This window comes from Micrococcus luteus NCTC 2665 (genome assembly GCF_000023205.1).
Lineage (GTDB): Bacteria > Actinomycetota > Actinomycetes > Actinomycetales > Micrococcaceae > Micrococcus > Micrococcus luteus.
On record NC_012803.1, the window covers coordinates 1030704 to 1056243 of the forward strand.

General features: G+C 71.9%; 22 protein-coding genes, 2 tRNA genes and 1 pseudogene. 14 read left to right on the forward strand and 11 right to left on the reverse strand.

The features are described from left to right. Positions 1-84: 84 nt before the first annotated feature. Together MLUT_RS16305 and MLUT_RS16310 are read left to right on the forward strand one after the other, a co-directional pair. Entirely contained in the window at positions 85-312 is a 228-nt protein-coding gene (locus tag MLUT_RS16305) for a heavy-metal-associated domain-containing protein (RefSeq protein ID WP_010078881.1), read from the forward strand. A gap of 32 nt (positions 313-344) precedes the next feature. Further along, positions 345-2339, forward strand: a complete 1995-nt coding sequence (locus tag MLUT_RS16310) for a heavy metal translocating P-type ATPase (protein WP_370622418.1) — start codon at positions 345-347, stop codon at positions 2337-2339. On the opposite strand, the gene MLUT_RS16315 is transcribed toward MLUT_RS16310, so the two are convergent. Then, the gene (locus tag MLUT_RS16315; RefSeq protein WP_010078879.1) at positions 2255-2560 is read right to left on the reverse strand and encodes an antibiotic biosynthesis monooxygenase family protein; all 306 of its coding nucleotides are present in this window, start codon (positions 2558-2560) and stop codon (positions 2255-2257) included. The genes MLUT_RS16310 and MLUT_RS16315 overlap by 85 nt on opposite strands. Before the next feature lie 442 nt (positions 2561-3002). Between MLUT_RS16315 and MLUT_RS16320 the strand changes: the two genes are divergently transcribed. Together MLUT_RS16320 and tcmP are read left to right on the forward strand one after the other, a co-directional pair. After that, positions 3003-3611, forward strand: a complete 609-nt coding sequence (locus MLUT_RS16320) for a hypothetical protein (protein ID WP_010078878.1) — start codon at positions 3003-3005, stop codon at positions 3609-3611. Then, positions 3608-4816 (forward strand): three-Cys-motif partner protein TcmP, encoded by a 1209-nt coding sequence (gene tcmP, locus MLUT_RS16325; protein WP_010078877.1) that lies wholly within the window; start codon positions 3608-3610, stop codon positions 4814-4816. Before MLUT_RS16320 ends, tcmP begins: the two co-directional genes overlap by 4 nt. Here the strand turns inward: tcmP and MLUT_RS16330 are convergent. After that, the gene (locus MLUT_RS16330) at positions 4788-5543 is read right to left on the reverse strand and encodes a DUF5131 family protein (protein ID WP_010078876.1); all 756 of its coding nucleotides are present in this window, start codon (positions 5541-5543) and stop codon (positions 4788-4790) included. The two genes, tcmP and MLUT_RS16330, sit on opposite strands and share 29 nt — an antisense overlap. A gap of 137 nt (positions 5544-5680) precedes the next feature. Here MLUT_RS16330 and MLUT_RS16335 point away from each other — a divergent pair, with 137 nt between their 5' ends. The 3 genes from MLUT_RS16335 (at position 5681) to MLUT_RS16345 (ending at position 7057) form a co-directional block, all read left to right on the forward strand. Next, a complete protein-coding gene (locus MLUT_RS16335; RefSeq protein ID WP_010078875.1) occupies positions 5681-6088 on the forward strand; it encodes an ImmA/IrrE family metallo-endopeptidase in 408 nt (135 codons plus the stop codon). Positions 6089-6168: 80 nt separating this feature from the next. Continuing rightward, positions 6169-6744 carry a hypothetical protein gene (locus MLUT_RS16340; protein ID WP_010078874.1) on the forward strand — a complete coding sequence of 192 codons (576 nt, stop codon included), beginning with the start codon at positions 6169-6171 and terminating at the stop codon, positions 6742-6744. A gap of 40 nt (positions 6745-6784) precedes the next feature. Beyond that, positions 6785-7057 (forward strand): DUF3263 domain-containing protein, encoded by a 273-nt coding sequence (locus tag MLUT_RS16345; protein WP_010078873.1) that lies wholly within the window; start codon positions 6785-6787, stop codon positions 7055-7057. Between the two features lie 99 nt (positions 7058-7156). On the opposite strand, the gene MLUT_RS16350 is transcribed toward MLUT_RS16345, so the two are convergent. The 3 genes from MLUT_RS16350 to orn form a co-directional block, all read right to left on the reverse strand. Then, positions 7157-8347, reverse strand: coding sequence for a tyrosine-type recombinase/integrase (locus tag MLUT_RS16350; RefSeq protein ID WP_010078872.1), 1191 nt, complete (start codon positions 8345-8347; stop codon positions 7157-7159). Positions 8348-8466: 119 nt separating this feature from the next. Beyond that, positions 8467-8542: transfer RNA gene (locus MLUT_RS16355), tRNA-His, on the reverse strand. A 95-nt stretch (positions 8543-8637) separates the two neighbouring features. Then, positions 8638-9264: an oligoribonuclease gene (gene orn / locus MLUT_RS16360; protein WP_010078871.1), complete on the reverse strand. Its 627-nt coding sequence runs from the start codon at positions 9262-9264 to the stop codon at positions 8638-8640. Between the two features lie 90 nt (positions 9265-9354). On the opposite strand from orn, the gene mptB (MLUT_RS23905) reads away from it, so the two are divergent. Genes mptB (MLUT_RS23905) through MLUT_RS16375 form a run of 3 tightly spaced genes read left to right on the forward strand, consistent with a single transcriptional unit; the run spans position 9355 to position 14116 of the window. After that, the gene (gene mptB / locus MLUT_RS23905) at positions 9355-11010 is read left to right on the forward strand and encodes a polyprenol phosphomannose-dependent alpha 1,6 mannosyltransferase MptB (protein WP_010078870.1); all 1656 of its coding nucleotides are present in this window, start codon (positions 9355-9357) and stop codon (positions 11008-11010) included. A gap of 50 nt (positions 11011-11060) precedes the next feature. Continuing rightward, positions 11061-12734, forward strand: coding sequence for a polyprenol phosphomannose-dependent alpha 1,6 mannosyltransferase MptB (mptB, locus tag MLUT_RS16370; RefSeq protein WP_231936585.1), 1674 nt, complete (start codon positions 11061-11063; stop codon positions 12732-12734). Then, the gene (locus tag MLUT_RS16375; protein ID WP_010078868.1) at positions 12731-14116 is read left to right on the forward strand and encodes a glycosyltransferase family 87 protein; all 1386 of its coding nucleotides are present in this window, start codon (positions 12731-12733) and stop codon (positions 14114-14116) included. Before mptB (MLUT_RS16370) ends, MLUT_RS16375 begins: the two co-directional genes overlap by 4 nt. Positions 14117-14152: 36 nt before the next feature. Here MLUT_RS16375 and MLUT_RS16380 read toward each other — a convergent pair whose 3' ends face one another. Continuing rightward, a complete protein-coding gene (locus tag MLUT_RS16380) occupies positions 14153-15598 on the reverse strand; it encodes a DUF2079 domain-containing protein (RefSeq protein WP_010078867.1) in 1446 nt (481 codons plus the stop codon). A gap of 115 nt (positions 15599-15713) precedes the next feature. Further along, a tRNA-Arg gene (locus MLUT_RS16385) sits at positions 15714-15787 on the reverse strand. A 199-nt stretch (positions 15788-15986) separates the two neighbouring features. Between MLUT_RS16385 and MLUT_RS16390 the strand changes: the two genes are divergently transcribed. Both MLUT_RS16390 and ettA read left to right on the forward strand, forming a co-directional pair. Further along, positions 15987-16538, forward strand: a complete 552-nt coding sequence (locus MLUT_RS16390; protein ID WP_010078866.1) for a single-stranded DNA-binding protein — start codon at positions 15987-15989, stop codon at positions 16536-16538. A gap of 98 nt (positions 16539-16636) precedes the next feature. Next, on the forward strand, positions 16637-18319 hold the full coding sequence (gene ettA / locus MLUT_RS16395) for an energy-dependent translational throttle protein EttA (RefSeq protein ID WP_010078865.1): 1683 nt from the start codon (positions 16637-16639) through the stop codon (positions 18317-18319). 186 nt (positions 18320-18505) lie between these two features. Here the strand turns inward: ettA and MLUT_RS16400 are convergent, their stop codons facing one another. Further along, on the reverse strand, positions 18506-19525 hold the full coding sequence (locus MLUT_RS16400; RefSeq protein WP_010078864.1) for an acyl-CoA thioesterase: 1020 nt from the start codon (positions 19523-19525) through the stop codon (positions 18506-18508). A gap of 78 nt (positions 19526-19603) precedes the next feature. On the opposite strand from MLUT_RS16400, the gene MLUT_RS16405 reads away from it, so the two are divergent. Beyond that, positions 19604-20314, forward strand: coding sequence for a DUF8185 domain-containing protein (locus tag MLUT_RS16405; protein ID WP_010078863.1), 711 nt, complete (start codon positions 19604-19606; stop codon positions 20312-20314). A gap of 37 nt (positions 20315-20351) precedes the next feature. On the opposite strand, the gene MLUT_RS24275 is transcribed toward MLUT_RS16405, so the two are convergent. Next, complete coding sequence (locus MLUT_RS24275) at positions 20352-20825, reverse strand: globin (RefSeq protein ID WP_141119583.1); 474 nt, start codon at positions 20823-20825, stop codon at positions 20352-20354. Positions 20826-20993: 168 nt separating this feature from the next. Next, positions 20994-21500: pseudogene (locus MLUT_RS24280) on the reverse strand (OsmC family protein); the annotation flags it as partial. Between the two features lie 716 nt (positions 21501-22216). On the opposite strand from MLUT_RS24280, the gene MLUT_RS16415 reads away from it, so the two are divergent. Next, entirely contained in the window at positions 22217-22729 is a 513-nt protein-coding gene (locus MLUT_RS16415) for a hypothetical protein (RefSeq protein ID WP_010078861.1), read from the forward strand. A gap of 160 nt (positions 22730-22889) precedes the next feature. Here the strand turns inward: MLUT_RS16415 and pepN are convergent, their stop codons facing one another. After that, positions 22890-25478, reverse strand: coding sequence for an aminopeptidase N (gene pepN / locus MLUT_RS16420; protein ID WP_041779803.1), 2589 nt, complete (start codon positions 25476-25478; stop codon positions 22890-22892). Positions 25479-25540 lie beyond the last annotated feature (62 nt).

Here is a 25540-nt window from a genome sequence, read left to right on the forward strand (position 1 = left end):
GGAGGACGGGGATCGGACCGGGCACCCGCCCCGTCCGCTCAGCCTCATCGGCGGCCGCGCCGGTGACGACCCACAGGAGTGACCATGACCGCCACCACGCACACCCTGCTCCGCGCCGAGGGCTTCAGCTGCCCCTCGTGCGTCCGGAAGATCGAGAAGGCCCTCGACGCCCTGCCCGGCGTGACCGGCGCGCAGGTCCACTTCGAGACCCAGCGCATCGAGGTCGACCACGACCCGCAGACCACCACTGCCCAGGACCTCGTCGAGGCCGTCGCCAAGGTCGGCTACACCGCCCGGCCGTCGGCCTTCTGACACCGCCCCGCCCCCGACGAACGGAGTCCGCCATGTCCACCCCCGCCGTCACACGTCCGGGCCGCCCTCGTGCCCGGTTCGCGTTGTCCCGCCGCTGGCGGCGCCCCGTGGTGGCCGGCCTGCTGATCGCCGTCTCGCTCGTGCTGGCGCCCGAGCAGCTGGCCCACGGGACCGGACACCTCGTGGCGGCGGGCCTGATGCTCGCCGCCGCCGTCGTGGCCGGCCTGCCGATCGCGCGCGACGCGATCGCCGCCCTGCGGGTGAAGACCGTCGGCATCGACCTGCTCGTCGCCACCGCCGCGATCGGCGCGTCCCTGCTCGGCAATTTCTGGGAGGCCGCCGCCGTGACCTTCCTCTTCGCCCTCGGCCACGCCCTCGAGGACGCGACCCTGTCTCAGACTCGCTCGGCGCTCGCGGACCTCGTCTCCACGGCGCCCGAGACCGCCGTCGTCGTGGACGCAGACGGGACCCAGCGCACCGTGCCCGCCCACGAGGTGGCCCCCGGCGCGACCGTCCTCGTCAAGGCCGGCGCCCGGGTGCCGGTGGACGGCGTGGTGCTCACCGGGGTCGGCGCCGTGGACGAGGCATCCATCACGGGCGAGTCCATCCCGGCGGAGAAGACCGACGGCGACGCCATGTACGCGGGCACCGTCGCCACGGCCGGCCTGCTGCAGGTGCAGGCCCGGGGCGTCGGCGCCGACACCACGCTGGCGCGCATCATCCACCGCGTCGAGGCGGCGCAGGAGGCCCGTGCGCGGACCCAGCAGTTCATGGACCGCTTCTCCCGCTGGTACACCCCGGCGATCATGGTGCTGGCCTTCGCGACCGGCCTGATCACGCGGGACGTCCCCCTGGCCCTGACCCTGCTGGTCATCGGCTGCCCGGGCGCCCTCGTGATCTCCATCCCGGTCGCGATCGTGGCAGGGATCGGCCGCGGCGCCAAGGACGGCGTGCTCATCAAGGGAGGGGAGTTCCTCGAGCGCTCCGCGAAGGTCGACGCCGTCGCCGTCGACAAGACCGGCACCCTCACGTCGGGCACCCCCGAGCTGACAGACGTCGTCGCGTTCGAGCCCGGGGCCGAGGACGAGGTGCTGCGCTGGGCCGCACGGCTCGAGGCGACCTCGGACCACCCGCTGGCCGCGCCGGTCGTCGCGGCGGGCCGGGACCGCGGCCTGCTGGACGGCCCGCTGGCCACGGATGTGGACGTCGTCCTCGGCCGCGGGCTCACCGGAGAAGTGGACGGCCGCGTCGTCGCCGTGGGCAACGTGGCGATGCTGCGCGAGCGCGGCGTGGATCCGGCCGCGACCGACCGGGTCGAGACCGTCGCGGCCGAGCTCGCGGAGGCGGGCCGGACCCCGGCGGCGGTCGTCGTCGACGGCATCCCGCTCGGCGTCCTCGCCATCGCAGACACCCTCCGGCCCGAGGCCGCGGGCATGATCCGGGCGCTGCACGGGATCGGCGTCCGCGAGGTCGTGATGCTGACCGGCGACCAGCCCGGCGTCGCGCAGGCCGTGGCCCGGCAGGTGGGCGTCGACGACGTGCGGGCGGGCCTGCTGCCCCAGGACAAGCTCGAGGCGATCGAGGCCCTGCAGGCCGAGGGCCGCGTCGTCGCGATGGTCGGTGACGGTGTCAACGACGCCCCGGCCCTGGCGACGGCGGACATCGGCGTGGCCATGGGTGCGGCCGGCTCCGGCGTGGCCATCGAGACCGCGGACATCGCCCTGATGGGCGACCGGCTCGAGCGGCTGCCGCAGGCGCTCGATCTGGCCCGGCGCACGGTGCGGGTGATGCGGCAGAACATCGCGATCTCCCTCGTGACCGTCGCGGCCCTGCTGGCCGGCGTCTTCGCCGGCGGCGTCACGATGGCCGTCGGCATGCTCGTGCACGAGGCGTCCGTGCTGCTGGTCATCGTGAACGCGATGCGCCTGCTGCGGCGCCCGGGTCAGCCCAGGTCCACGACCTCGAACTCGAGCAGGTCGGCGCCCGTGGCGACCGGCGCCGGGCGGCCGCCCTGCTCGGCGGCGTGAGCGGCGGGCATGCGCCCGTCCCGCCAGCGCTGGAAGTCCTCCTCCGACGCCCACGTCGTGACCACGAAGTAGCGGTCCTCGCCCGCCGTGGGCCGCAGCAGCTGGAAGCCCTCGAAGCCCGGCTCCTGGTCCACCGCGTGCTTGCGGGCGGCGAACCGCTTCTCGAGCTCCGGGCCGGCGCCCTCGGGGACGCTGATGGCGTTGATCTTCACGACGGACATGGGCAGAACTCCTCGTCGGCGGGGGTGCGGCGTCGGGTCGACGCCCTCACCGGCCGACTCTACGCCCGGCAGCGGACCGGGAGTCCGTCGAACGGTTGAGGCCCGGCGGCGTCGCACCTGCGACGCTGGGCCGTGGGGTCGGCCGCCGGGGACCCCGCTCGCCATCATCGCCGACCTGCACCTGGACCTCACCGACGCGCAGTGGGTGAACAGCCTCTACGCCGTGCTGCTGGCCGCGCTGCTGCTCTCTACCGGCAATCTCGCGGACCGATGGGGTCGCAAGCGGCTCTTCCTCGCAGGGTCCGCGCTGATCGCCCCGTATCCGCGCCGCCCTGCGGCACAACACCCCCTTTGTTGCTACCGTTTCGGTGTCCACTTCCACGCAACAGCGGGTGTCCGAGGTCGGTTGTTCCCCTTGGCATCGCACCGCAGATTGGTCGCCATGAACGACATGCACTCGCTGGGCCTACTGATCGCCTCAGCCCAGGAGCGGAACGGCTGGTCCCTCCGCGACCTCGCTGCCCGCGCCGACCGCGCGGGGTACGACTTGAGCCACGCCAGCTTCGCGCGGCTCAAGTCCACCCCGGTCACCTCGATCAAGGGCGAGAACATCACGATGCTCGCGCTCGTGCTGAAGGTGCCCGTGGCCCACGTGGCCACCGCAGCGCTGGAGTCCATGGGAGTGGAGCTCGACTCGGCTCTTCACCCGTCGGTCCTCGACGTCGTTCAGGAATCCCCTGACCTCTCGACGTATGACCAGGAGCTGCTCACCGCAGTCCTCCGGGTCATGCTCGACCGCCGTAGGACGGACCACCATGACGAGCACGACCACCCAGACCAGCACCAGGACCGCGAGCGCGGCACGGCCGAGCGCGGGGGAGCGCGCGGCGGTGACGCTGGCGCTGGACAGAAGACCGCGGTGGCCGGTGCGCCGGCCGACTTCGATCTGGCAGCACACCCCGACTTCGAGCTGACCCGCGACCGGCAGGCCCGGGAGTGGGGCGACGTCGGCGAGGAGAACCAGGACCCGGGCGACGAGGCCGGCGCATGAGCGCCAACACGAACTTCTTCACGTCGCAGCAGCCCGCCGCGGTCTTCAAGCTCAAGGTGCTGGAGGACTACCTCACACCGTGGGCCATGAAGGTTGCTAGCAAGGCCCCTCGGGAGGTGGCCTATGTCGATGGCTACGCCGGCGCGGGGCAGTACGACGACGCGCACAAGGGGTCGCCGCTCTACGCGGTGGACATCGCACGCAAGCTTGCAGCGCAGAACCGCATCATGCACATCCACCTCGTGGAGCGAGATAGGGCTCATGCGGAGACCCTCCGGCACGCGGTCGCCGCGCAGGGGCAGGGGGCCGGTCCCGTCTATCTGCACCACGGCGCCGTGGAGGAGCAGATCGACGCGATCCTCAACGACATCGGCACCCGCCCAGCTCTGTTCTTTCTCGACCCGTTCGGCACGGCCCTGCCGTACGACGTCGTCGCCTCGAAGCTGCTCCTGCGGCCAGCGCGGTCGACCGAGGTCCTCTTGAACTTCAGTCTCTCCACCGTGTGGCGCATCGGAGGGATCGTCCGGAAGGGAGCCTCCGCCTCAAGTGGCGAGACCGTCACCCTCCTCCGCGGTGACCGTTTTCTTGGTGGGCCGTGGTGGCGGGAGGTCTTCGCTGAGGCTCGGCGGCAGGCTGACGTGAGTGGCGACAGCTCCTCCGCCGCTACAGCCGCCTCCTACGTGGCGCGCGAGTACATGCAGCGCATGACCGGAGAGACCGCCCACAACGTCATCTCCGTCCCAATCCGCCGGACCCCGTCTGAGGGGCCGATCTTCACGCTGATGCTCTTCTACCAGCACTTCGCTGCGCCCATGCTCTTCGCTGACGCCGCGGCTCGGGCTCACAGGAAGTGGCGGCAGGTCAACTCCGAGAACTACTACCAGGGACTGCTCGACGACACCCAGGGGTCGCTCTTCGACCTGCAGGAGACGTTCGACCAGCAGGTGGTCGCAGAGCAGACCGACGTCAGAAACCGGGCCATCGCCGCTATCCAGACGAGGCTCTCGTCTCACCTCGGTCAAGGCCAGGCGGTGCGGATCTGCGACGACGTGCCCCACTGGCTAGGCGAACACCTCGGCACGGCAGGCGCCTCAGAGGTACGGCAGGCCATCAAGAATCTCCAGAAGGCCGGGATCGCCCAGGGCTACACCAAAGACATGGTGGATGGGCGCGCGGTCATCCTGCCAGCGCGGCGCGGGAGGTAGGCATCTCGTCCCAGGTGCGCCCCTCCAAGAGCCGCCCGTTGGCCTTAGGCGTCCGCCCACCCCACTGCTTGAAGAAGAACGCCACGTCGGCAGACACGCATTGGTCGCGGATGTCCTCCACCCAGGCCTGGTCCATGGGGCGATGGTTCGCACCAGACTCGCCGCCCGCGATGACCCAGTCGATGCCGGCCAAATCCAGATCCCGCAGGGGTCCGATGAGGGGCTCGCAGGAGAGGAACCGGACCGCTGCCGGCACCTCGCGGAGATGGTCGATGCGGCCCGTCACAGTCTCGTCCTCCACGGAGACGCCCATCCACAAGTTGGCCGGCCAGTCGAGGCGATCGGCTAGACGGGCCATCCGCAGTGAGCGCTTCGTCAGCGCCTGATATGTGTGCTGCGGCGTCTCGCGCATGACGTCGAAGATGTCCCGGATGAACCCCAACGGAACTTTGGCGTGGAAGAGATCGCTCATGGAGTTCACGAACACCACGCGCGGGGCCTTCCACGAGCGGGGCTGGCCCAGGGCCTTCGGATGGAGGGTGACGCCAAACCCGGGGCCGGACGTCACCGGGTTCCCATCGTTCTGGTACTTCTCAGCACCCATCGCCTTGAGCCGCTTGGCTAAGGTCAGCGCGTAGCAGTTGTCGCAGCCGGCCGCCACGCGGTCGCAACCGGTCACGGGGTTCCACGTCACCTCGGTCCACTCAATCGCTGAGGTGTTCGCCATCGCGATCGCTCCTTCCCTGGAAGACCTGCTCCAGTCGAACAGATGTTCGACCCTTTGTCACGCAGGCGCGCTCAGTCCACCACAGTCCAGCTCGTGCTCACCCATACCGTGTCCGTCCCCACAACGACGATGGTCGCATGTTCCACCCCTGGCGGGCGCTGCGCACGCTGACGCACGTCGTCGTGGTCTGGGCCCGCCCACACCCGACGGCGCCAGCCGCGACCGATGGCGCGACGGTGATCTGGCTCGACCCCCGCATGACGCAGGCCGAGCGGCGGTGCGCGCTCACCCACGAGCTCGTGCACCTCGAGCACGGCCACCGCGGCTGCCAGCCGCCGGCCGTCGAGCACGCCGTACGCGCGGCCGCGGCCCGGCAGCTGATTACGCTCGAGCAGCTCGCCGACGCCCTGCCTTGGTCCATGAGCCTGGACGAGCTCGCCGACGAACTGTGGGTGACCCCGCTCGTGCTTACCGACCGACTGGCCGGCCTCACCCGGACCGAGCGGGAGCATCTCGCCGCGTTGGCCACCGAGCACTCTGCCTGAGCGCCTGCTAGGCGGGGGCCATCGGCTAGGTCAGAATCAAGGCAACGCGCCGCGCAGGGCGCACCACCAAGGAGGGCGACATGGCGAAGACGACCAAGTACACGGCGGAAGTGTCAGAGGGGCGAGACGAGCTGCTCGACGGCAAGACGATCGCACGCCTACGCACCATCGCAGTGAAGAACCAGCGCGGCGAGACCGTACGGGAGCTCAAGGCCGCGGACAACGACGAGGACGTGCGCGCGAAGCTGCGCGCCGCGGGCTACACCCTCAAGGACTGGGCCGGCGGCACTACGCCCGCCACCCTGGAGCGTGGGCGCAACCCGCTCGTCGCGGGCTGCCTCTGGCCCCTCGTGGCCGTGATGGCACTGCTCGCGTGGGCAATCTTCTCTGCCTTCAACAACGCCAGCCCTGACGAGCCGGAGGAGTGGGACGCGAAGATTGCCTGCCAGACCCTCGTCAAGGAGAAGCTGCGCGCCCCCAGCACCGCCAAGTTCTCCCGCGAGACGGCATCCGGGGGGCCGAAGGCATGGACAGTGACCGGAGCGGTCGAAGCGGAGAACGCGTTGGGCGGCACGGTTGGGCACCGGTACTCCTGCTCGGTGACCTTTACCGGCGACGACGAGTACCGCGGAACGGCCACCATCACGGACCGCTGATCCCACGTACTACGTCCACCCCCGGGCGTACCGTCCCGACATGACCACCACCACCCAGGCGCCCGCGTGCGCCGGCCACCTGTCCGTTCGTGACCACATGGCGCTGCAGCTGTGGGGGCGGCGGTGGCGGCACGGGGCCGCGCGTGACCGGGCCGCTGAGCATCTGGTCGGGTTGCAGGGCACGGCGCTGGCGATGCGCGTGGCCACGCTCGCCGAGGACCCGGTGGCGATCGCCGCCTACCCGGTGATCACGCGGCGGGCCCGGGAGGCTCGGCAGACCCGCGAGCGCGCGGTACGGGTGCCAGCTGCTTAACGTGTCCGCCCCCTCGGGGAGCGTGGAGGCCGCGAAGGGAAGCGCAAGAGAGGCCCCGTCCAGCAGCCAGCTGGACGGGGCCTCTCGCTGCGCCAGGGGTCAGGCGCCGGGGGGAGGCTCCCAGCCGATCGCGTCGACCGCGGCACGCTGGGCGTCCAGCAGCAGGTGCGCGTACACGCGGGAGGTGGTCTGCAGCGACTCGTGACCGAGGCGGTGCTGGACGACCTGTGCGGGGACCCCATCCATGAGGGCCCACGAGGCGAACGTGTGCCGCAGGCTGTGCGGGGTCAGGTGCTTGGCGATCCCGGCGGCCGCGAGCGCCGGCTTCCAGTGGCGCTCGACGAAGTTCGTGCGGTGGATGACGCCGCCGCCGGGGGCGGTCAGGAGGAACTCGTCGGCGGCACGGCCGGCGGCCAATGGCTCGAGTGTTTCGACGGCCCAGTCGGGGAGCATGATCGTGCGGCGGCCGCGGGCGGTCTTGGGGACGCCGAGGACGGCGCCCTCCTTGCCCTTCTTCCAGGCGCGGCGCACGTGGATGACGCTGGCTGCGACGTCGAGGTCGCGGACCTGCAGGGCGGTGGCCTCGCCCCAGCGGGCGCCGGTGACGAGCAGGACGATCAGCAGCGGCTGGTACGACTCGGATATGGCTGCGTAGAAGCGCGCCCACTCGGCTCGGCTGAAGATGCCGCGCTCCTCCTCGACGTCGTCGTCGGGCAGGTCGGCGCCGCGCGCGGGGTTGGCTGGCAGGATGCCCTCCTGGACGGCGAGGCCGAGGACCGCGGAGAGCAGGGCGTGCGCGTTGCGGACCGTCTTCGGAGACACCGTGGCCAGCGGCGGCTCGGGCCGCGGGGGAGTGGCGGCCGCGGCGCGGGCGGCGGCCGCGCGCCAGCGGGCCGTGGGCTGCTGCAGCTGCCACCGGATCCACTCGGCCACCGTGCGGCGGTCGATCATGTCCACGGGCAGCTCGCCGAGGCGGGGCAGGAACGTGCGCGCGGCCTCTGCCTCGTACCCGGCCAGGGTGCCCGGGGTGCAGCGGAGCCCGCGGTGCTCGATGTACCGCGGGAAGAACTCGGCGAGCGTGGGCATGCCCGGGGCACTGTCCACCTGGGCCTCGAGGATCCGGCGGGCCACCGTGGGCCCCTGCCGCGGGTCCTCCACGATCGCCTTGACGCGCTGGGCGCCGGCCTCGCGGGCGAGGGCCGGCAGCCACTGGAACCGGCCGGCCTCGTAGAAGCCGACCCGGTACGTGGTCCGGCCGGCCTTGTTCGTGCGCGTCTGGATGGTAGCCAACGCATCTCTCCTGGTGCTCTCCGATGATGTGCGTACCCCGTGGGGACCGAGCACTACCCAACAGCACTACCAAGACGAGATAAGGCCCGGAATCATCCGCATGATTCCGGGCCTTACGGTGGGGTGAGCGACGGGGATTGAACCCGCGACCTTCTGGACCACAACCAGACGCTCTGCCGACTGAGCTACGCCCACCATGCCTGCTTCACACGGACGGATCCGCGCGGCGCAGCGGGGTCCACAGTACACGAGATCCCGCGCAGCGCCGAATCGAGGCCGGGGGTGCCGGCTCAGGCCTGCGCCCCGGACACCACCTCCGCGATGGCGCGGGCCTCCTCCGTGGTGGGGCCGGGGGCGGGGGCCATGACGGCGGCCCGGTAGTAGCGCAGCTCGGTGATGGAATCCTTGATGTCCCCGAGGGCGCGGTGGCCGCCGGTCTTGGCGGGGGCCTGGTAGTAGGCGCGCGGGTACCAGCGGCGGGCCAGCTCCTTCACGGTGGACACGTCCACGATCCGGTAGTGCAGGTGGTCGACGACGGCGGGCATGTAGCGGGCGAGGAACAGCTTGTCCTGGCCCACCGTGTTGCCGGCCAGCAGGCCCTTGCCGGCGGGCACGCGGGCGGCGATGTACTCGAGGACGCGCGCGGCGGCGTCGTCGAGCTCGAGGCCCTCCGCCAGCTCCGGCAGCAGGCCGGAGGTGGTGTGCATGTCCCGGACGAACGGGTCCATCTGCTCGAAGGCCGCCGCGGAGGGACGGATCACCAGGTCGATGCCCTCGTCCAGGATGTTCAGCTCGGCGTCCGTGATGAGCACCGCCACCTCGACGAGCTCGTCGACCTGGGGGTGCAGGCCGGTCATCTCGCAGTCGATCCAGACCAGGGGGGCGCTCTCCGGCGTGGGGATGCTCGTCTCGCTCATGCCCCCAGGCTACTCGCGTGTCACGATGGTAGATTCGAGCGAGCCGCGCCCTCGCGCGCCCTCGCAGGACCGCACGGAAGGACCCGTCGCATGAGCGTGTCGACCCCGCGTCCGTCCGGGTCCACGGCCCACCGGCCGGAGTACGTCGGCGTCGGTGGCCTCCGCGCGGACCCCCAGGTCGCCGGCGCGGACTGGTGGCCCATCCTGGTGGGGACCCTCGGCTCCCTCCTCCTGGTGGTGGGCTCGTACTCCGTCGGCTGGCTGGCCTCGGCCTCCCCGATCAACCGCTGGCAGTGGCTGATTCCGTGGCGCACCCAGGAGGGCGGCGTGCTCGCCGGCACGGTGCTCCTCACCCTCGGCTGCTGGGTGATGTTCTGGGCCTGGCTGCGGCTGGGCCAGACGATCCGCCCCTTCGGTCGCGGCGCCCTGCGCACGGTCAACCTCGCCACCGTCCTGTGGTGCCTGCCCCAGGTCGTGGCCCTGCCGATCTTCAGCCGGGACATCTTCGCCTACGTGGGACAGGGCCGTCTCATGGAGGCGGGGCAGGACCCCTACGTGGACACGATCTCCTCGCTGTCCAACTGGTTCCAGCTCGGAGCGGACGCGACCTGGGCGGACTCCGAGACCCCGTACGGTCCGATCTTCCTGTGGATCGAGCAGGCCGTCGTCGCGATCTCGGGGGACACGAACCCGGACCTGGCGATCTTCCTGTTCCGCCTGGTGGCGGTGGCCGGCGTCGCGCTGATCATGGTCTTCGTGCCGCTGCTCGCCCGCCGGCTGGGCGTCAACGATGCGTGGGCGCAGTGGATCAGCGCCGCCAACCCGCTCTTCACCATCAGCTTCGTCGCGTCCGGGCACAACGACGCCCTCATGGTCGGCCTCGCCCTGGCCGGCACGTGGTGCGCGCTGCGCGCCGGACATCCGCTCCGCCCCCAGCGGCCCGGGCAGTCCATCGCGTGGGGGGTGGCCGGCGTCGTGCTGGTCACCCTGTCCCTGGGCATCAAGCCCATCACCCTCGTGCTGCTCCCGTTCATCGGCCTGCTGTGGGCCGGCCCGACGGCCCGATGGCCGCGCCGGTTCGCCTTCTGGGCCCTCACCGCCGGGATCTCCTTCGGCCTCATGGCCCTGGTGGGCGTGCTCAACGGCTTCGGCTTCGGCTGGGTGGCCGTCATGGTCGGCACGGGCACGGGCACCGTGCCGTGGGGGCCGATCGGCATGCTGTCCCTCATCACGGTGGGGGCGAGCGAGCTCCTCGGACAGGGGGCGGACGTGCAGGCCGTCGAGGGCGTGTACAAGACCGCCGGACGCGCGCTCTCGGTGCTCATCGTGCTGGCCCTGATGTTCCTCGGCCGCCAGGACCGCGTGATGACGCGCATGACCTGGGCGTTCACCGCGCTGGTGATCCTCTCGCCCATCATCCAGCCCTGGTACCTGCTGTGGCTGCTGCCGTTCTTCGCCGTGATCGGCATCCGGGACAACTGGCAGATCAAGTGGGTCGTGTTCACGGTCGGCTACTTCCTGGCGTTCGGCGCGTCGGACCAGCTCTTCACCTGGCAGTTCTTGGACATCGCGGACCAGGTCAAGGCTGTGTCCCTGATCGTCTCCGCCGTGTGTCTGCTGTGGATCCTCGTCGTGGACCGCCGCACCAGCCGGTTCGTGAAGGACCACTGGCACGTGCGCCCCGCCGTGCGCGCCGGCCTGGCCCGGCTCCGTGGCGCCCCTCGACCCGTGGAGCCGGGGGAGTGAGGCCCGCCGCCCCCGCGACGACCGGCGCCCGACGGCCCCGTCCGAGCCGCGTGGCGGCGCAGCCCGAGCCGGAGGCGGCCGTCCGCCGGGGCACGTGGGCGTCCGTGCTCATCACGGCGGGCTCCTGGGGTGTGGGGTGGCTGCCGATGACGCCCGACTCGGTGTTCTCCGGCACCACCCTGCTCAACCCGCTGCGGGTCTACCTGCCCGGCGTGCTGCTCAGCACCGTGCTGCTGGCCGCCGGCTCGCTGCTCCTCGTCCGATCCTGGCTCGAGCTGGGCCGCGCGCTGCGGGGCCGCTGGGAGGAGCACGGCCGGCTGGTGGCCCGGGCCGCCTGGTGGTGGTCCGCCCCGCTGATGCTCGCGCTGCCGATCTTCTCCCGCGATGTGTTCTCCTACCTCCAGCAGGGCCGGCTCCTCGCGTCGGGTCTCGACCCGTACTCCCAGGGCGTGTCCGCTCTGCCCGGCTGGTTCATGCAGGGGGCGGACTCCATCTGGGCCGAGTCCCCGTCCCCCTACGGGCCGCTGTTCCTGCTGTTCGCCGAGACGACGTGGCGGGCCACGGGCGGCACCATCGAACTGTCCGTCACGGCGTTCCGCCTCCTCGCCCTGGCGGGCCTGGCACTGTGCCTGTGGGCGGTGCCGCGGCTGGCCGCCGTCGCGGGCCGCTGCGGGCCGTGGGCCACGTGGGTGGCCGTGGCGAACCCGTTGTTCCTGCTCTACATGATCGCCGGCGCGCACAACGACGCGCTGATGTCGGGGCTGATGCTCGCGGGCATCCTGCTCTTGGTCCGCCCGCCCCGCCGCCGCGTGCATGCGCTATGGGGGATCGTGCTGATCGCCCTGTCCGTCGCGATCAAGCCCCTGACGGCCCTCGTGCTGCCCTTCGTGGCCCTTCTCCTGCCCACCGGCTGGGCCCGGTTCCGCGCGGCTGATCCGCGCCTGCGCCGGCGGGACCGGCTCGGCCCGTGGTTCACGACGGCGGTGATCTCCCTGGCCGTCCTCACGATCCTCGGCGCCGGCTCCGGCCTCTGGTTCGGCTGGGTCCCGGCTATGCTCACGAGCGGGGACGCGGCGTTCCCGTATGCCCCCGTGGGCCTGCTCGGTCTGCTGCTCGGCGCGGTCGTCGAGGCCGTGACGCCCCTGGGGGCGCGCGACGTGGCCGCGGCCTTCTACACCGTGATGACGGTGTCGGCCCTCGGCTTCACGGCGTGGCTGGCCCTGCGCCGCCGGCCCCTGGACCCGGTGTTCAGCGCGGCGGCCGTGCTCGTGGTGGCCGTCGCCACCGCCCCGATCATCCAGCCGTGGTACCTGCTCTGGGTCCTGCCGCTGCTGGCGTGCGCCCTCCGCCCGCTGCCGTGGGGCGCCGACCATCCCCGCTGGCTCGGGTGGGTCACCGCGCTCGCGGTGCTGCTGCTCACCGGCGTCGGCGTGGTGGACCAGCTCTCCGTGGCACAGTGGCTGCCCGTCCTGGCCGTCCGCGTGTTCACCCTCGTCCTGATGCTCGCGGGGATCGGATGGATCATCCACCGCGATCCCGTCACCGCGCCCCTGTTCCCCGGGCGGCGGCGTCCTCCCCTGGAGGTGGTCGAGCCGCGGGCCGAGGCGGCGTCGTCGACGCCTCCGGAGGCGGGCGTGCCGCCGGACGCACCGCCCGACGGGCCGCCGTCGACCGCCGCGCACCCCGCCTCCTCGTCCACCCGCATCCCCCAGGAGAGACCGTGACCTCCCACCCCCGCAGTCCCGCCCCGACCCGCCCGAGCGCCCGCTGGGTCGGCCTGCTCGTCGGCCTGACCGTGGTGGCCGCCGCCGTCGGCGTGCTGACCAAGCAGTGGTGCCGCGTGAACGGCTGGGCGGCCCCCGGCGTGCACGCGCACATGTGCTACTCGGACTTCGCCCAGCTGTTCCCCACGCGTGGCCTCTCCGACGGCCACTTCCCCTTCTACACGCCGCTGCCACCCGAGCAGTGGATGGAGTACCCGGCGTTGCTGGCCGTGGTCGCGGGCGTGACCATGTGGTTCGTGCCCGCCTCCGGCGACCTGCACGAGCGCACCGTGACCTACTTCGACGTCAACGCGATCGGCGTGGTGCTCTGCTGGATCGTGCTGGTCGTCGCGACCGCGTACACCGCGCGAGGCCGCTCCCGGGACGCCCTCCTCGTGGCCCTGGCCCCGGGGATCATCCTCACCTCGATGCTCAACTGGGACCTGTGGGCCGTGATGCTGGCCGCCCTGGCCCTGTGGGCGTGGACGGCGGGCCGTCCGACCCTCGCCGGCCTGCTCATCGGACTCGGCACCGCCACGAAGCTGTACCCGCTGTTCTTCTTCGGCGCGATCTTCGTGCTGGCGCTGCGCACGGGCCGCTGGGCCGGGTTCGTGAAGGCGGCCGTGGCCGGGGCGGCGGCCTGGCTCGCCGTGAACCTCCCGTTCATGCTGACGGCGTTCGACCAGTGGTCCCGCTTCTACACGTTCTCGGGGGACCGCGCGGTCTCCTTCTCCTCGACCTGGCTGGCGCTGGCCTGGACGGGATGGTCCGGGGAGACGTTCACGACGCTCCAGAACGGCCTGTTCCTGGTGTGCTGCGCGGGGATCGCCTATCTCGCCCTCGCGGCGCGGCACCGTCCGCGCATGGCCCAGCTGTGCTTCCTGATCGTGGCGTCCTTCATCCTGTGGGGGAAGGTGTACTCGCCGCAGTTCGTGATGTGGCTGATCCCGCTCGTGGTCCTCGCGACGCCGCGGTGGCGCGCGTTCTGGATCTGGCAGGCCGTGGAGGTCTACCACTGGGGCGGGGTGTGGATGGAGTCGGCCCGCATCACCTCGGACGGGGCGTTCGCCGGCGGCGCCTGGTGGATCACCGCCTGGTACGCCTCGGGGATCGTGGCGCACATCGTCGCCCTCGTGTGGCTCATGACCACGGTGGTCAAGGACGTCCTGGACCCCGCCCGTGACCCGGTGCGCCGCACCGCCCTCGACCAGGGCGCCCCCGAGATCGCCCCGGGGGTGGCGGAGGACCCACACGCCGGCGTCTTCACCGGTGCACCTGACCGACTGCTCCTGCCCCCGGCCGGACGCGGCCTGCAGCCGCTCGGCGGGTCCGCGGACCGCTGACGGCGGGGCGGGTCCGCCGACGCCGTGGGGCGCGGCTCAGCGGTGTTCGAGGTACGTCGTGCAGGTGGGCGAGACCGCGCGGTCCGGGTGGTGCAGGACGACGACGTCGCCCGCGGACCAGACCCGCTCGAAGCCGAGCCGCTTGGCGCGGGCCAGTGCCTGCTCCGGGGTGAGGGGGTCCCAGCCGCCGAGCTCGGGCACCGAGGTGTCCACGATCATCCAGGTGGCCAGTTCGTCTCCGATGTCCCCGTGCAGCCCGACGTGGGTGCGGGCCGTCAGGTGCGGCACGGCGTTGTCGGCGGCCTCGACGCACACCCCGTCCGGGATCAGCGCGACCGCGTGGTCGAGGTCGCGGGCGTGCTGCGTCGTCGTCATGTCGCCGACGATCGTGCGGTGCAGCGGGTACACCTGCGGGAAGAACGCGGTGCCGATCAGTCCGGCGGCCAGCGCCGTGGAGACGAGGACGGCGGGCAGTCGGCGCAGCGCGTCCCGGCGTCCGGCCAGCCGGTGGGCCGCCTCGAGCGCGGCCATGAGCAGCAGCGGGGCGAGGATCGCGTCATACTGGTAGACGGGGGCCCACACGTTGAGCCGGTCGTTGAACAGCCGCGAGAGCAGGATCGGCAGGGCCATCAGCGTCAGCGGGCTCAGGACCGGCAGGAACAGCAGCGGGACGAAGTGCAGGAGCCAGAGGGCCACCTTCAGCGGGTGGTCGAACAGCACCGCGACGGCGTTCCACGGCTGGGTCAGCAGGAACAGGACCGAACTGCGCATGTCCGGGCCCAGGGCGGTGAACTGCCAGTAGCCGAACGCCCCGGTGGGGGAGTAGTGGGGGATCACCACGGACGTGGCGAACCAGTAGCCGAGCACACCCAGCACGGCGGTGACCGCGGCCTGCGGCCAGAAGCGCCGGATCGCCATCACCAGGGCCACGGCCAGCAGGGTCACGCCCATGTCCTCTCGGACCGTGAGCAGCAGCGCCGCCAGGCCGGTGGCGAGCCACGCCCGCTGCCCGTCCAGGGCCCACACGAGCCAGGCGAGGATCGGCACGCCGAGGGTGACCTCGTGGAAGTCCCAGTTCACCATCGCCTGGAAGGGCCAGGAGAGCAGCAGGGCGGCGACGGCGGCCAGGGCCACCCCGTGTCCCGTGCGACGACGGGCGAACAGGTACACCGGCACGGCGGACGCGGCGAGGGCCAGCGCCATGACCACGCCGAGCATGCGGGGGTCCGGCCACACCCAGTAGAAGGGGGCCAGCAGCGCGAGGATCGGGTGGAAGTGATCGCCGAGGATGTGGAAGTCCACGCCCTTGACGGAGCTGAGGGGGGCGTTGAACAGCGCGTACTGCCGCACCACCTGGTCGAAGATGCCCAGGTCGTAGCCCTTGGCCTCGTAGGTGGCGTACCGCAGGAAGGAGTGCGTCGCGTACAGGACCGCGGACGCGACGAGCAGGGCGGCCAGCTGGACGCCCTCGCGACGGGTCACACGGACCTCGGGGACGGCGGGTCGCGGGGCGCGGAGCCAGGAGCGCAGACGGTCCAGGACGGTCTCCTTCGGGCGGTCGTCGGGCGTGCTCGGACGGCTCCGCCCCTGGTCTGGGTGCCCCAGGAGGGATTCGAACCCCCGACCGGCGGATTAGAAGGCCGCTGCTCTGTCCAGCTGAGCTACTGGGGCTGGGCCGTGTCAGTCTAACGGCCGCCGGCCGCGGCGCCGTCGGCTCCTGCACAGTCGCCCGGGGACCTCCGCGCGTCCCCAGACCGGCCCCCGATCCTGCCGGGGCGCCCCGCGGTGGGGTTGTCTGGCCATGGCGGATCAGCCGATGCGCCGACGACCCGCCCCGGCGCCCACCGGGGCCCAGCCCAGGAGGCACACCATGCAGGACCTCATCACCGTGCGCGGCTTCGTGGCCACGGACCCCGCCACCCGCCACACCGCATCGGGGGCCGCCGTGACCGGCTTCCGCCTGGCCACCACCGAGCGGCGCTTCGACCGCGAGACCGCCGAGTGGGTGGACGCCCACACCAACTGGTACAACATCTCGGCGTTCGGCCAGCTCGGCTCGAACACCGCCCAGTCCGTGAAGAAGGGCAACCCCGTGATCGTCACCGGTCGACTCCGGGTCCGCGACTGGTCCTCGGGCGAGCGCTCCGGCACGTCCGTGGACGTGGTGGCGGACGCCGTCGGGCTGGACCTGGGCTTCGGCTCGGCGGCATTCCAGCGCAGCCAGCGCGCGGCCGTGCCGCGCCCCGAGTCGGCCCCGCGCGACGACGACGCGTCGGGCGGGCCGGCCGGCGCGGTCGGAGACGGGTTCAGCGCGGGCCTGCCGGACGGGTTCCAGGGTGGCGACGCCCCGGCCTCGCCCGGCCCGGACGAGTCGAACGCGGGCGCCCCCGGGCGGGAGCCGGCGGCGGCCGGCGTCGCCTGACCACGGGGCGGCACGGAGCACGGAGGGGGAGCGGGCTCGGTGGTCGCGGGATCGGCACGATGAGTGGAATCCCGCGGCCACCGACTAGCCTGGGCCGCATGGCGGAATTCATCTACACGATGGTCAAGGCCCGCAAGAAGGTGGGCGACAAACTGATCCTGGACGACGTCACCATGTCGTTCTACCCCGGGGCGAAGATCGGCATGGTCGGCCCCAACGGCGCCGGCAAGTCGACGATCCTGAAGATCATGGCCGGGCTGGACGAGCCCTCGAACGGCGAGGCGCGGCTCTCTCCCGGCTACTCGGTGGGCATCCTGATGCAGGAGCCCAAGCTGGACGAGTCCAAGACCGTGCTCGAGAACGTCCAGGAGGGCGTCGGCGAGATCTACGGCAAGATCCAGCGCTACAACCAGATCTCCGAGGAGATGGCGAACCCGGACGCGGACTTCGACGCCCTCATGGAGGAGATGGGCGAGCTGCAGTCCGCCATCGACGCCGCGGACGCGTGGGACATCGACTCCCAGCTCGAGCAGGCGATGGACGCCCTGCGCACGCCCCCGGGGGACGAGCCGGTCACGAACCTCTCCGGCGGCGAGAAGCGGCGCGTCGCACTGTGCAAGCTGCTGCTGGAGAAGCCCGACCTGCTCCTGCTCGACGAGCCCACCAACCACCTGGACGCCGAGTCCGTGCTGTGGCTCGAGCAGCACCTGGCCTCCTACCCGGGCGCCGTCATCGCCGTCACCCACGACCGGTACTTCCTCGACCACGTCGCGGAGTGGATCGCGGAGGTCGACCGCGGCCGCCTCTACCCGTACGAGGGCAACTACTCCACCTACCTGGAGACCAAGCGCGCCCGCCTCGAGGTGCAGGGCAGGAAGGACGCCAAGCTCGCCAAGCGCCTGACCGAGGAGCTCGACTGGGTCCGCTCCAACACGAAGGGCCGCCAGGCGAAGTCCAAGGCCCGCCTGGCCCGCTACGAGGAGATGGCGGCCGAGGCCGAGAAGACCCGCAAGCTGGACTTCGAGGAGATCCAGATCCCGCCGGGCCCGCGCCTGGGCACCGTCGTGATCGAGGCCAAGGACCTGAAGAAGGGCTTCGGGGACCGCGTCCTCATCGACGGCCTGTCCTTCTCCCTGCCCCGCAACGGCATCGTCGGCGTGATCGGCCCGAACGGCGTCGGCAAGACCACCCTGTTCAAGACCATCGTCGGCCTCGAGCCCCTGGACGGCGGTGAGCTGAAGATCGGCGAGACCGTGAAGATCTCGTACGTGGACCAGTCCCGCTCCAACATCGACCCCGAGAAGTCGCTGTGGGAGGTCGTCTCGGACGGCCTGGACTACATCAAGGTCGGCAACGTCGAGATGCCCTCGCGCGCCTACGTGTCCGCGTTCGGCTTCAAGGGCCCGGACCAGCAGAAGAAGGCCGGCGTGCTCTCCGGCGGTGAGCGCAACCGCCTGAACCTGGCCCTGACCCTCAAGGAGGGCGGCAACCTGCTGCTCCTCGACGAGCCCACCAACGACCTCGACGTGGAGACCCTGACCTCCCTCGAGAACGCGCTGCTCGAGTTCCCGGGCTGCGCGGTCGTCGTCTCGCACGACCGCTGGTTCCTGGACCGCGTCGCCACCCACATGCTGGCCTACGAGGGCACTGCGGAGGACCCGGCCAACTGGTACTGGTACGAGGGCAACTTCGAGTCCTACGAGGCCAACAAGGTCGATCGGCTCGGCCCCGAGGCCGCCCGCCCGCACCGCATGACGCACCGCAAGCTCACGCGCGACTGAGCCGACGCGCCCCCGGGCGCCGCGCCGACGACGGCCCGCCGCGATCACGTGATCGCGACGGGCCGTCGTCGTGTCGGGGCGGGGTCCACGTCGACCACGACGAACGGTGCGCGCGGCGCGGACGGCGAGCCGCCTCACCCATGGCAGGGCCCGATCGGCAGCCTCACCCCCTGCGGAACCGCCGGGTCAGCGCCGCCAGCTGCGGCGCAGCACCGTCCGCAGGGCCATGCGCTGGGCCGCGCCCCGGGCCCGCGCCCGCCGGGCGGCGGCCCCCTCGGGCAGGCGGATCATGCCCTCCTGGGCGACCGTGGCCACGAGCGTCCCGTCCTCGGTGAACACGGCGCCCGTGCCGAGGCCGCGCGCGCCCTGGGCGCTGGGGGAGTCCTGGACGTAGAGCAGCCACTGGTCGACGCGGGCGGGCCGGTGGAACCACATCGCGTGGTCGAGGGAGGCCACGGACATGCCGGGCTGGATCCAGGCGACGCCGTGCTGCCGCAGGATCGGCTCGAGGAGCGTGTAGTCCGAGGCGTAGGTGAGCGCCGCCAGGTGCAGCGCGGGGTCGTCCGCCAGGGGCGTGAAGGTCTTCATCCACACCATGTTGCAGTTCTCGGTCTCGGCGGCCGGCTCCACATAGATGGCCGGGGTGACGTGGCGGATGTCGAACGGCCGGGACCAGGCCCACTCCTGGGCCACGGGGTGGTTGATGGCGCCCAGCACGTCCGCCGTCGTGGGCAGGTCCTCGGGCCGGGGCACTCCCTCCGGCATGGCCACCTGGTGGTCCAGCGCGCTGCCGGCGGGCTCCTGGAAGGAGCAGGTCAGGGCGAGGATGGCCTTCTCTTTCTGGGAGGCCAGCACCCGGCGGACGGAGAAGGAGCGGCCGTCCCGCAGCGTCTCGACGGTGAACGTGATGGGCTGCAGCGCGTCCCCGGGGCGGATGAAGTAGCCGTGGAGCGAGTGGGCGGAACGGGCGGCCGGCACCGTGCGGGAGGCGGCCGCCAGCGCCTGGGCGAGCACCTGGCCGCCGAACACCCGGCCGTGCGTCTGCCGGGGGGTCGTGCCCGTGAAGCGGACCTGACCCGTCACCGGGTCCGGCGCGGCCGGCGTCAGCTCCAGGATCCCGCGCAGCGTTTCGGTGGGGTCCTTCGGGGCCGAGGCCGGGCGGACCGGTGCGTGACCGGGGCGGGGACGGGGATGGCGCTGCGGCACGAACGGCTCTCCTTCGACATGGATGGACCCGCGACGGCGGGGCGGCCCGGGACGCGACGGACCTGGGACAATGCTTGCATGACCGAGCACCCCGCCGCCGCCCCCGTCCTCCGCTTCGTCGACGACCGCGCTGTGCGGGACCTCGAGCAGCTGGCCACTCGCGCCCGTCGCGTCGCCGACACGGGCATGCGCCTGCACGTCGTGCCTGAGGCGGGGCGCTCCCGCACCCCGATGCTCGCCCAGTGGGTCTCCGTGCTGCAGCCGGCCGGGCTCGGAGACGGGGTGCCCGTGGTCCTGGGGCTGCGCACCGTCCCCCTGGCGACCGCCGACGGCGTGGCGGACCTGGACGCCGTCGTCGCCCTGGGCTCCGTCACCGAGCGCACCGCCCGGATGCGCGGCCAGGACCCCGTCGACCTGGCGTTCGCCGTGCCGCCGGGCCGCGAGCACGTCACCTGGACCGCGCTGACCCCGCCCCGCGGCGGCTGGACGCCCGTGGCCGAGGTCGCCGACGAGGAGCTGGCCGAGGTGGCCACGCGCGGCGCCGACGCCGTGCGGGACGCCCTGCCCGAGAACCCGGGGGAGGCGCTTGTCCGCAGGGTCCGGGCGCAGATGTGGGGACCCCTGCTCGGGGGCGAGGCGCTGCAGTTCCCGGCCGGCATGGCCTTCGGCGCGCACGCGCTGGGCTTCCTGCGGCCGGGCGGCCGTGCCCGGCTCAGCACGGCGGGGCCGTGGACGCGCCTGGACACCCCCGGCGGCTTCGTGCTGGGCCGCCCCGCCATGGCGGTGTGAGCCCGCGCCCCCTGTCGGGGCGCGGACCGCGGGCCGGTCAGGCCGAGTTCTGCAGGGAGTGGGCGGCCCGCTCCAGGTAGTCCCAGAGTTCAGCCTCGTGCAGCGGTGACAGCTCCAGCGTGTCGACGGCGGCGCGCATGTGCCGCAGCCATGCGTCGCGCGCGGCCGGATCGATCCGGTACGGGGCGTGGCGCATGCGCAGGCGGGGGTGGCCGCGCTCCTCGGAGTACGTCCGCGGTCCGCCCCAGTACTGCTCCAGGAACATGAGCAGCCGGCGCTGGGCGCCCTCGAAGTCGTCCTGCGGATACATCGGGGCGAGGATCTCGTCCTCGCGCACGCGGGCGTAGAACTCCGCGGTCAGCCGGTCGAACGTCGGGCGGCCGCCGACGGCGTCGTAGAAGCTGGTGGCCTGACCGGGCGCGGTCGGGGCTCCCGGGGTCGCGCCGGCAGGGCCCGCCGCGGCGTCGCGGGCGCGCACCTGGTCCACCGGGGCGGGGGTGCCCTCCTGCATCACCGGCTCGACCTCGGTGGGCCGCTCCGCCAGGCCCGTCACACGGGACGGGCCCTTGGCGACGCGCGGCCGCAGCACCGCCAGGGGGGCGCCCAGGCGCGCGGAGTGGTCCGGCAGCGTCGGCGTGCCGGTGGGCGGGGCCTCGGGGCGGACCGGCTCGACGACGACCGGGGCCGAGAGCGAGTTCGCGATGAAGCACAGCCGGTGCGCCTCGGCGTGGAGGGCCTCGGCCCGCTCCCGGTCGGCCTCGTCCTGCAGCGTGACCTCGGGCCGCAGCGTGATCGCGGTGAACCGCCCGGCGGCGTCGCCGTCCACCTCGAGCTCGCCCTCCACCCCGCACGTCATCCCCGTGACCACGATGCCGGAGGTCGCCGCGACATGGAGGTACGAGAGCACGTGACACTCGGCGAGCGCGCCGAGCAGGAGGGTCTCCGGGTTCCACTTCGAGTCGTCGCCGCGGAAGGGGCGGGCGGCCGAGGCCTGGATCTCGCCGACGGCGGCGTCCTGGATCACCACGGAGCGGTCGTAGTCGCGGACGCCGGAGGTGCCCGCGCCGCGGTCGCCCGTCCACTCGGTGCGCAGGGAGAAGGTGTGCTTCATGGCCGCTACGTTACCGACTCGCCGAGCGCCGGGAGGCCGTGTGGCCAAGGCGGTGGCACGGAATTCAGAAAACATTCTTGACGCGGCAAGAGTGTCCAGTTAGCTTTGCTTCACCATCGTATGTGATGAGGAACACAGGACGTTTCGTCATGAGGTGCTTTGATCCCATCAGAAAGTGGGGCCATGTTTCTCCGATCCCTAGTAGCAGCTGCCTTCGCCGCTTCCTCAATTGCAACTCTCGGCGTCGTCCCTGATCCAGTTCAACCAGATGCCTGCATGGTGTCGGTACCCGCGGACTCGTCGATAACTGAGGGGACGTCCAAATCTTTGGACCTTGGCGCGACCAACGCCACCTGCTGCGTGACGAGCACGCAGTACTCCTTGACGAGTCGCGACACCCGTATGCCCTTCAATGGTGTCCCGACCTTCCGCAATGGCCCCGGCGGAACACTTTCCGTTGCGCGGTGATACAGCGGAACCGTGGGCGCACAGGTTACGGCGGGTGCCGAGAGTGAAGTCGGTGCGGTTCTGGCCAGGGCAAAGGTGTCCGTGAGTGGCACCCTGTCGACATCAAACTCAACGGGGTCTACGAACACTTACACCCGTAATATCGCGTCCGGAAAGATGGGCAATGCGCAGTATGTATCGTACGGCAAAGACATCTCCTACACTAAGTACAGAATCAATTATAATTGCTCGACGACGACTCTTGCCACTGGGCGCATCAAGTACCCGACGTCGACGGAGGGTTGGTACTACTGGGAGACGACGCCGTGAGACGGGGCCCATGCATGGCGGGCGGGCTGATTGCCGCATTGGCGCTGTCAGGATGCGGCTCCACGACATCGAGTCCACCGGGAAGCTCCGCCGGGGAGACGGTCACGGCCTCGACGGCGACGAGCGTAGGCAGCGCGTCATCACCCGACGCGGCCTCTCCGACGCCCGGAGGTCAAGACTCCGAGAGCGCGCGGCAACAGATCCCCACCGACGCGGTCGCGGCGCAGGAGTTCGGACCCGAGGCCCAGGTCGGCACGACCGGACGGGTCCTCGGCGATCAAGGCTACGACGTCACGGGCCACTGCTCGGGCGGCACCGAGGTCTCCTACCGGGTCCTACTCGACGGTGAGACGGTCGTCAGTGGTTCCCTCCTGTGCGGGGCCGAACAGCGCAACACCGGATTGCTCCAGGGCGACGCCGGAGAGGTCCAGGTCAACGTCGAAGGTGTCGACGTGAACGGGATCCGCGGGTTCGTGGCGCTCGTGCCCGCCAGCGCGGACGAGGGTGAGACCGCCCCTCCGGGCTAGGCCGTCCGTCCCTCCGGGCTGACCACATGGACGGCGCCTGAGCGCCGCACGGCAGATGACCCGCTGCGCCATCGCGCAGCGGGTCATCCGCCTCCCGAGAGGCACAGTCGAGAGGACCGCACTGCCTCAGCCCACCTCGACCTTGTGCCAGGCCCTGGGATCAGGCCGCCTCGCGGGCGGCCAGGGCGCGGACGGTCTCGTCCCGGCCCTCGGCGAGGACGCGGGACAGCCCCGCGCGGGTGTCGGCCAGCCGCTCGGACAGGGCGGTGGCGCGGTCGGCGATCTCCGGGGTGACCTGGGCGGCCGGGTAGCCCAGCGTCGCGGCGGTCTCGGCCATCTCGTGCGAACGGGAGTCCCACATCGCCTCGACGCCCTCGAAGTAGGCGTCCGCGAACGGCGCGATCAGGGCGGCGTCGTGGACCCGGGCGAACCCGATCAGGGCCTGGCGCTGCTCCGTGTTGGACAGCTCGCCGGCCATCACCCGGTCCCAGGCCGCGCGCTTGGCCTCGGCCGTCGGCACGGCGGCCCGGGCCTGGACCGCGGCGAGCGCGCCCGTAGCGGTCGCGTCGGCGCGCTCGGCCTCGGCGATCTCGGCCTCCCCGGCGCGTCCCGCCGCCACGAGCGCGGTGAGCAGCTCCCAGCGCAGGTCCGTGGTGAGGTCCAGCCCGGGCACGGTGCGGGTGCCGTCCACGAGGGCGGCCAGGCGGTCCAGCTGCGCCGTGGTGCGCGCGTGCAGGGCGAACGCCTTGACGAACTGCAGCTGGTTGTCCGAGCCGTCCTCGGCCTCCGCGACGAGGCCCCACAGCCGGTCGGCCGCCGCGACCCGCACGGCCTCGGCCTGGTCCTCGGGCAGGTACAGGCCGATCGCCGTCGCGAGCTGGCGCAGCAGCGTCTGCACCACGGACGAGTCCCGCTCGTGGCCGACGTTGGCGAGGACGAGGTCGACGAACCAGGCGGCGGAGGCCTCGCCGTCGCGCACGGTGTCCCAGGCCGCCCCCCACAGCAGCGTGCGCGCCAGCGAGCCGTCCACATCCTTCAGACGGGTGGACGCGGCCTCCCACGAGGCGTCGTCGAGGCGCAGCTTGGCGTAGGCCAGGTCGTCGTCGTTGGGCAGGATCACGGCGGGACGACGGCGGCCGGCGGCCTCGACGACCTCGGTCACCTCCCCGGCCACGTCGAGCTCGAAGCGCTCGGTGCGGATCAGGCGGCCGGTGGCCTCGTCCACGTCGTAGAAGCCCACGGCCAGACGGTGGGGGCGGAGCACGTCGTCGCCGGGCGCCGACGGTGAGCCGTCCGGGGCGCTCTGGCGCAGACGCAGCGCGGTGATGGTGCCGGCCTCATCCGTCTCCACCTCGGTGCGCAGCGTGTTCACGCCCGAGGTCTCGAGCCACACGCGGGTCCACTCGGACAGGTCGCGGCCGGACGCGGCCTCGAGCTCGGTCATGAGGTCCGGCAGCTCCGTGTTCTGCCACGCGTGCTTGGCGATGTACGCGCGGACGCCGACCATGAAGTTCTCCTGGCCCACCCAGGCCACGAGCTGGCGGAGCACCGAGGCGCCCTTGGCGTAGGTGATGCCGTCGAAGTTGACGAGCACGTCGTCGAGGTCGCGGATCCGGGCCTTGATGGGGTGCGTGGAGGAGAGCTGGTCCTGGCGGTAGGCCCAGTTCTTCTCCATGGAGGAGAAGGTGGTCCAGGCGCCGGTGTACTGCGTGTTCTCAGCGGCGGCGAGGGTGGACATGAACTCGGCGAAGGACTCGTTGAGCCACAGGTCGTTCCACCAGCGCATGGTGACCAGGTCGCCGAACCACATGTGGGCGAGCTCGTGGAGGATCGTGATGGCGCGGCGCTCGATCAGCGCCTCCGGCACGGTCCCGCGGAAGACGTACGACTCGAGGAAGGTCACACAGCCGGCGTTCTCCATCGCGCCGGCGTTGAACTCGGGCACGAACAGCTGGTCGTACTTCTCGAACGGGTAGGCGTGGCCGTACTGGGCCTCGAAGAACTCGAAGCCCTGGCGGGTGAGCTCGAAGACGTTCTCCGCATCCAGGTGCTCCACCAGCGACGCGCGGCAGTAGACGCCGAGGGGGATCGTGCGGCCGTCGGCGCTGGTCAGCTCCGAGTGCACGGAGGCGTACGGGCCGGCGACGAGCGCGGTGATGTAGGAGGAGATGCGCGGGGTGGGCTTGAACTCCCAGACCGCGGCGTCCACCCCCTGCGGGTTCTCCTCGTTCGCCACGACGCCGAGGGTGCGGCGGGAGGCCTCCGGCTGGTTGGACACCACGGCCCAGTGCGCCGGGGCGGTCACCGTGAAGTGGAACGAGGCCTTGAGGTCGGGCTGCTCGAACACAGCGAACATGCGGCGGGAGTCCGGCACCTCGAACTGGGTGTAGAGGTAGACCTCCTGGTCCACGGGATCCACGAACCGGTGCAGGCCTTCGCCGGTGTTGCTGTAGTCCCCGAGGCCGTCGACCACGAGGGTGTTCTGCGCCGCCAGCGGGCCGATCCGCAGTCGGGCGCCGTCGAAGTCCGCCACGTCCAGCGCCTCGCCGTTGAGGGTCACCGAGGGGGCCTGCCCGGCCACGTAGTCGATCCACGTGTGGGTGCCCACCGCGTCCTCCGCGGCCGCGAACGTGACGGTGGTGGCCGTGCGGAAGTGCTCCGCTCCGCGGGTGAGGTCCAGGCTCACCTCGTACGCGTCCACAGTGAGGGCGGCCGCGCGTGCGGCGGCCTCTTCGCGGGTGATGTTCATGGCGGCGGCGGTGGTCACGGTCGGACTCCTCCTGGGGTCGGGCGGATGCGGCACGGCCGGGA

Bases quoted from the DNA above. Each gene is read 5' to 3' on its own strand.
- MLUT_RS16305 (WP_010078881.1), top strand. From the start codon at position 85: ATGACCGCCACCACGCACACCCTGCTCCGCGCCGAGGGCTTCAGCTGC.
- MLUT_RS16310 (WP_370622418.1), top strand. From the start codon at position 345: ATGTCCACCCCCGCCGTCACACGTCCGGGCCGCCCTCGTGCCCGGTTC.
- MLUT_RS16315 (WP_010078879.1), bottom strand. From the start codon at position 2,560: ATGTCCGTCGTGAAGATCAACGCCATCAGCGTCCCCGAGGGCGCCGGC.
- MLUT_RS16320 (WP_010078878.1), top strand. From the start codon at position 3,003: ATGAACGACATGCACTCGCTGGGCCTACTGATCGCCTCAGCCCAGGAG.
- tcmP (WP_010078877.1), top strand. From the start codon at position 3,608: ATGAGCGCCAACACGAACTTCTTCACGTCGCAGCAGCCCGCCGCGGTC.
- MLUT_RS16330 (WP_010078876.1), bottom strand. From the start codon at position 5,543: ATGGCGAACACCTCAGCGATTGAGTGGACCGAGGTGACGTGGAACCCC.
- MLUT_RS16335 (WP_010078875.1), top strand. From the start codon at position 5,681: ATGTTCCACCCCTGGCGGGCGCTGCGCACGCTGACGCACGTCGTCGTG.
- MLUT_RS16340 (WP_010078874.1), top strand. From the start codon at position 6,169: ATGGCGAAGACGACCAAGTACACGGCGGAAGTGTCAGAGGGGCGAGAC.
- MLUT_RS16345 (WP_010078873.1), top strand. From the start codon at position 6,785: ATGACCACCACCACCCAGGCGCCCGCGTGCGCCGGCCACCTGTCCGTT.
- orn (WP_010078871.1), bottom strand. From the start codon at position 9,264: ATGAGCGAGACGAGCATCCCCACGCCGGAGAGCGCCCCCCTGGTCTGG.
- mptB (WP_010078870.1), top strand. From the start codon at position 9,355: ATGAGCGTGTCGACCCCGCGTCCGTCCGGGTCCACGGCCCACCGGCCG.
- MLUT_RS16390 (WP_010078866.1), top strand. From the start codon at position 15,987: ATGCAGGACCTCATCACCGTGCGCGGCTTCGTGGCCACGGACCCCGCC.
- ettA (WP_010078865.1), top strand. From the start codon at position 16,637: ATGGCGGAATTCATCTACACGATGGTCAAGGCCCGCAAGAAGGTGGGC.
- MLUT_RS16405 (WP_010078863.1), top strand. From the start codon at position 19,604: ATGACCGAGCACCCCGCCGCCGCCCCCGTCCTCCGCTTCGTCGACGAC.
- MLUT_RS24275 (WP_141119583.1), bottom strand. From the start codon at position 20,825: ATGCAGGAGGGCACCCCCGCCCCGGTGGACCAGGTGCGCGCCCGCGAC.
- MLUT_RS16415 (WP_010078861.1), top strand. From the start codon at position 22,217: ATGGCGGGCGGGCTGATTGCCGCATTGGCGCTGTCAGGATGCGGCTCC.
- pepN (WP_041779803.1), bottom strand. From the start codon at position 25,478: ATGAACATCACCCGCGAAGAGGCCGCCGCACGCGCGGCCGCCCTCACT.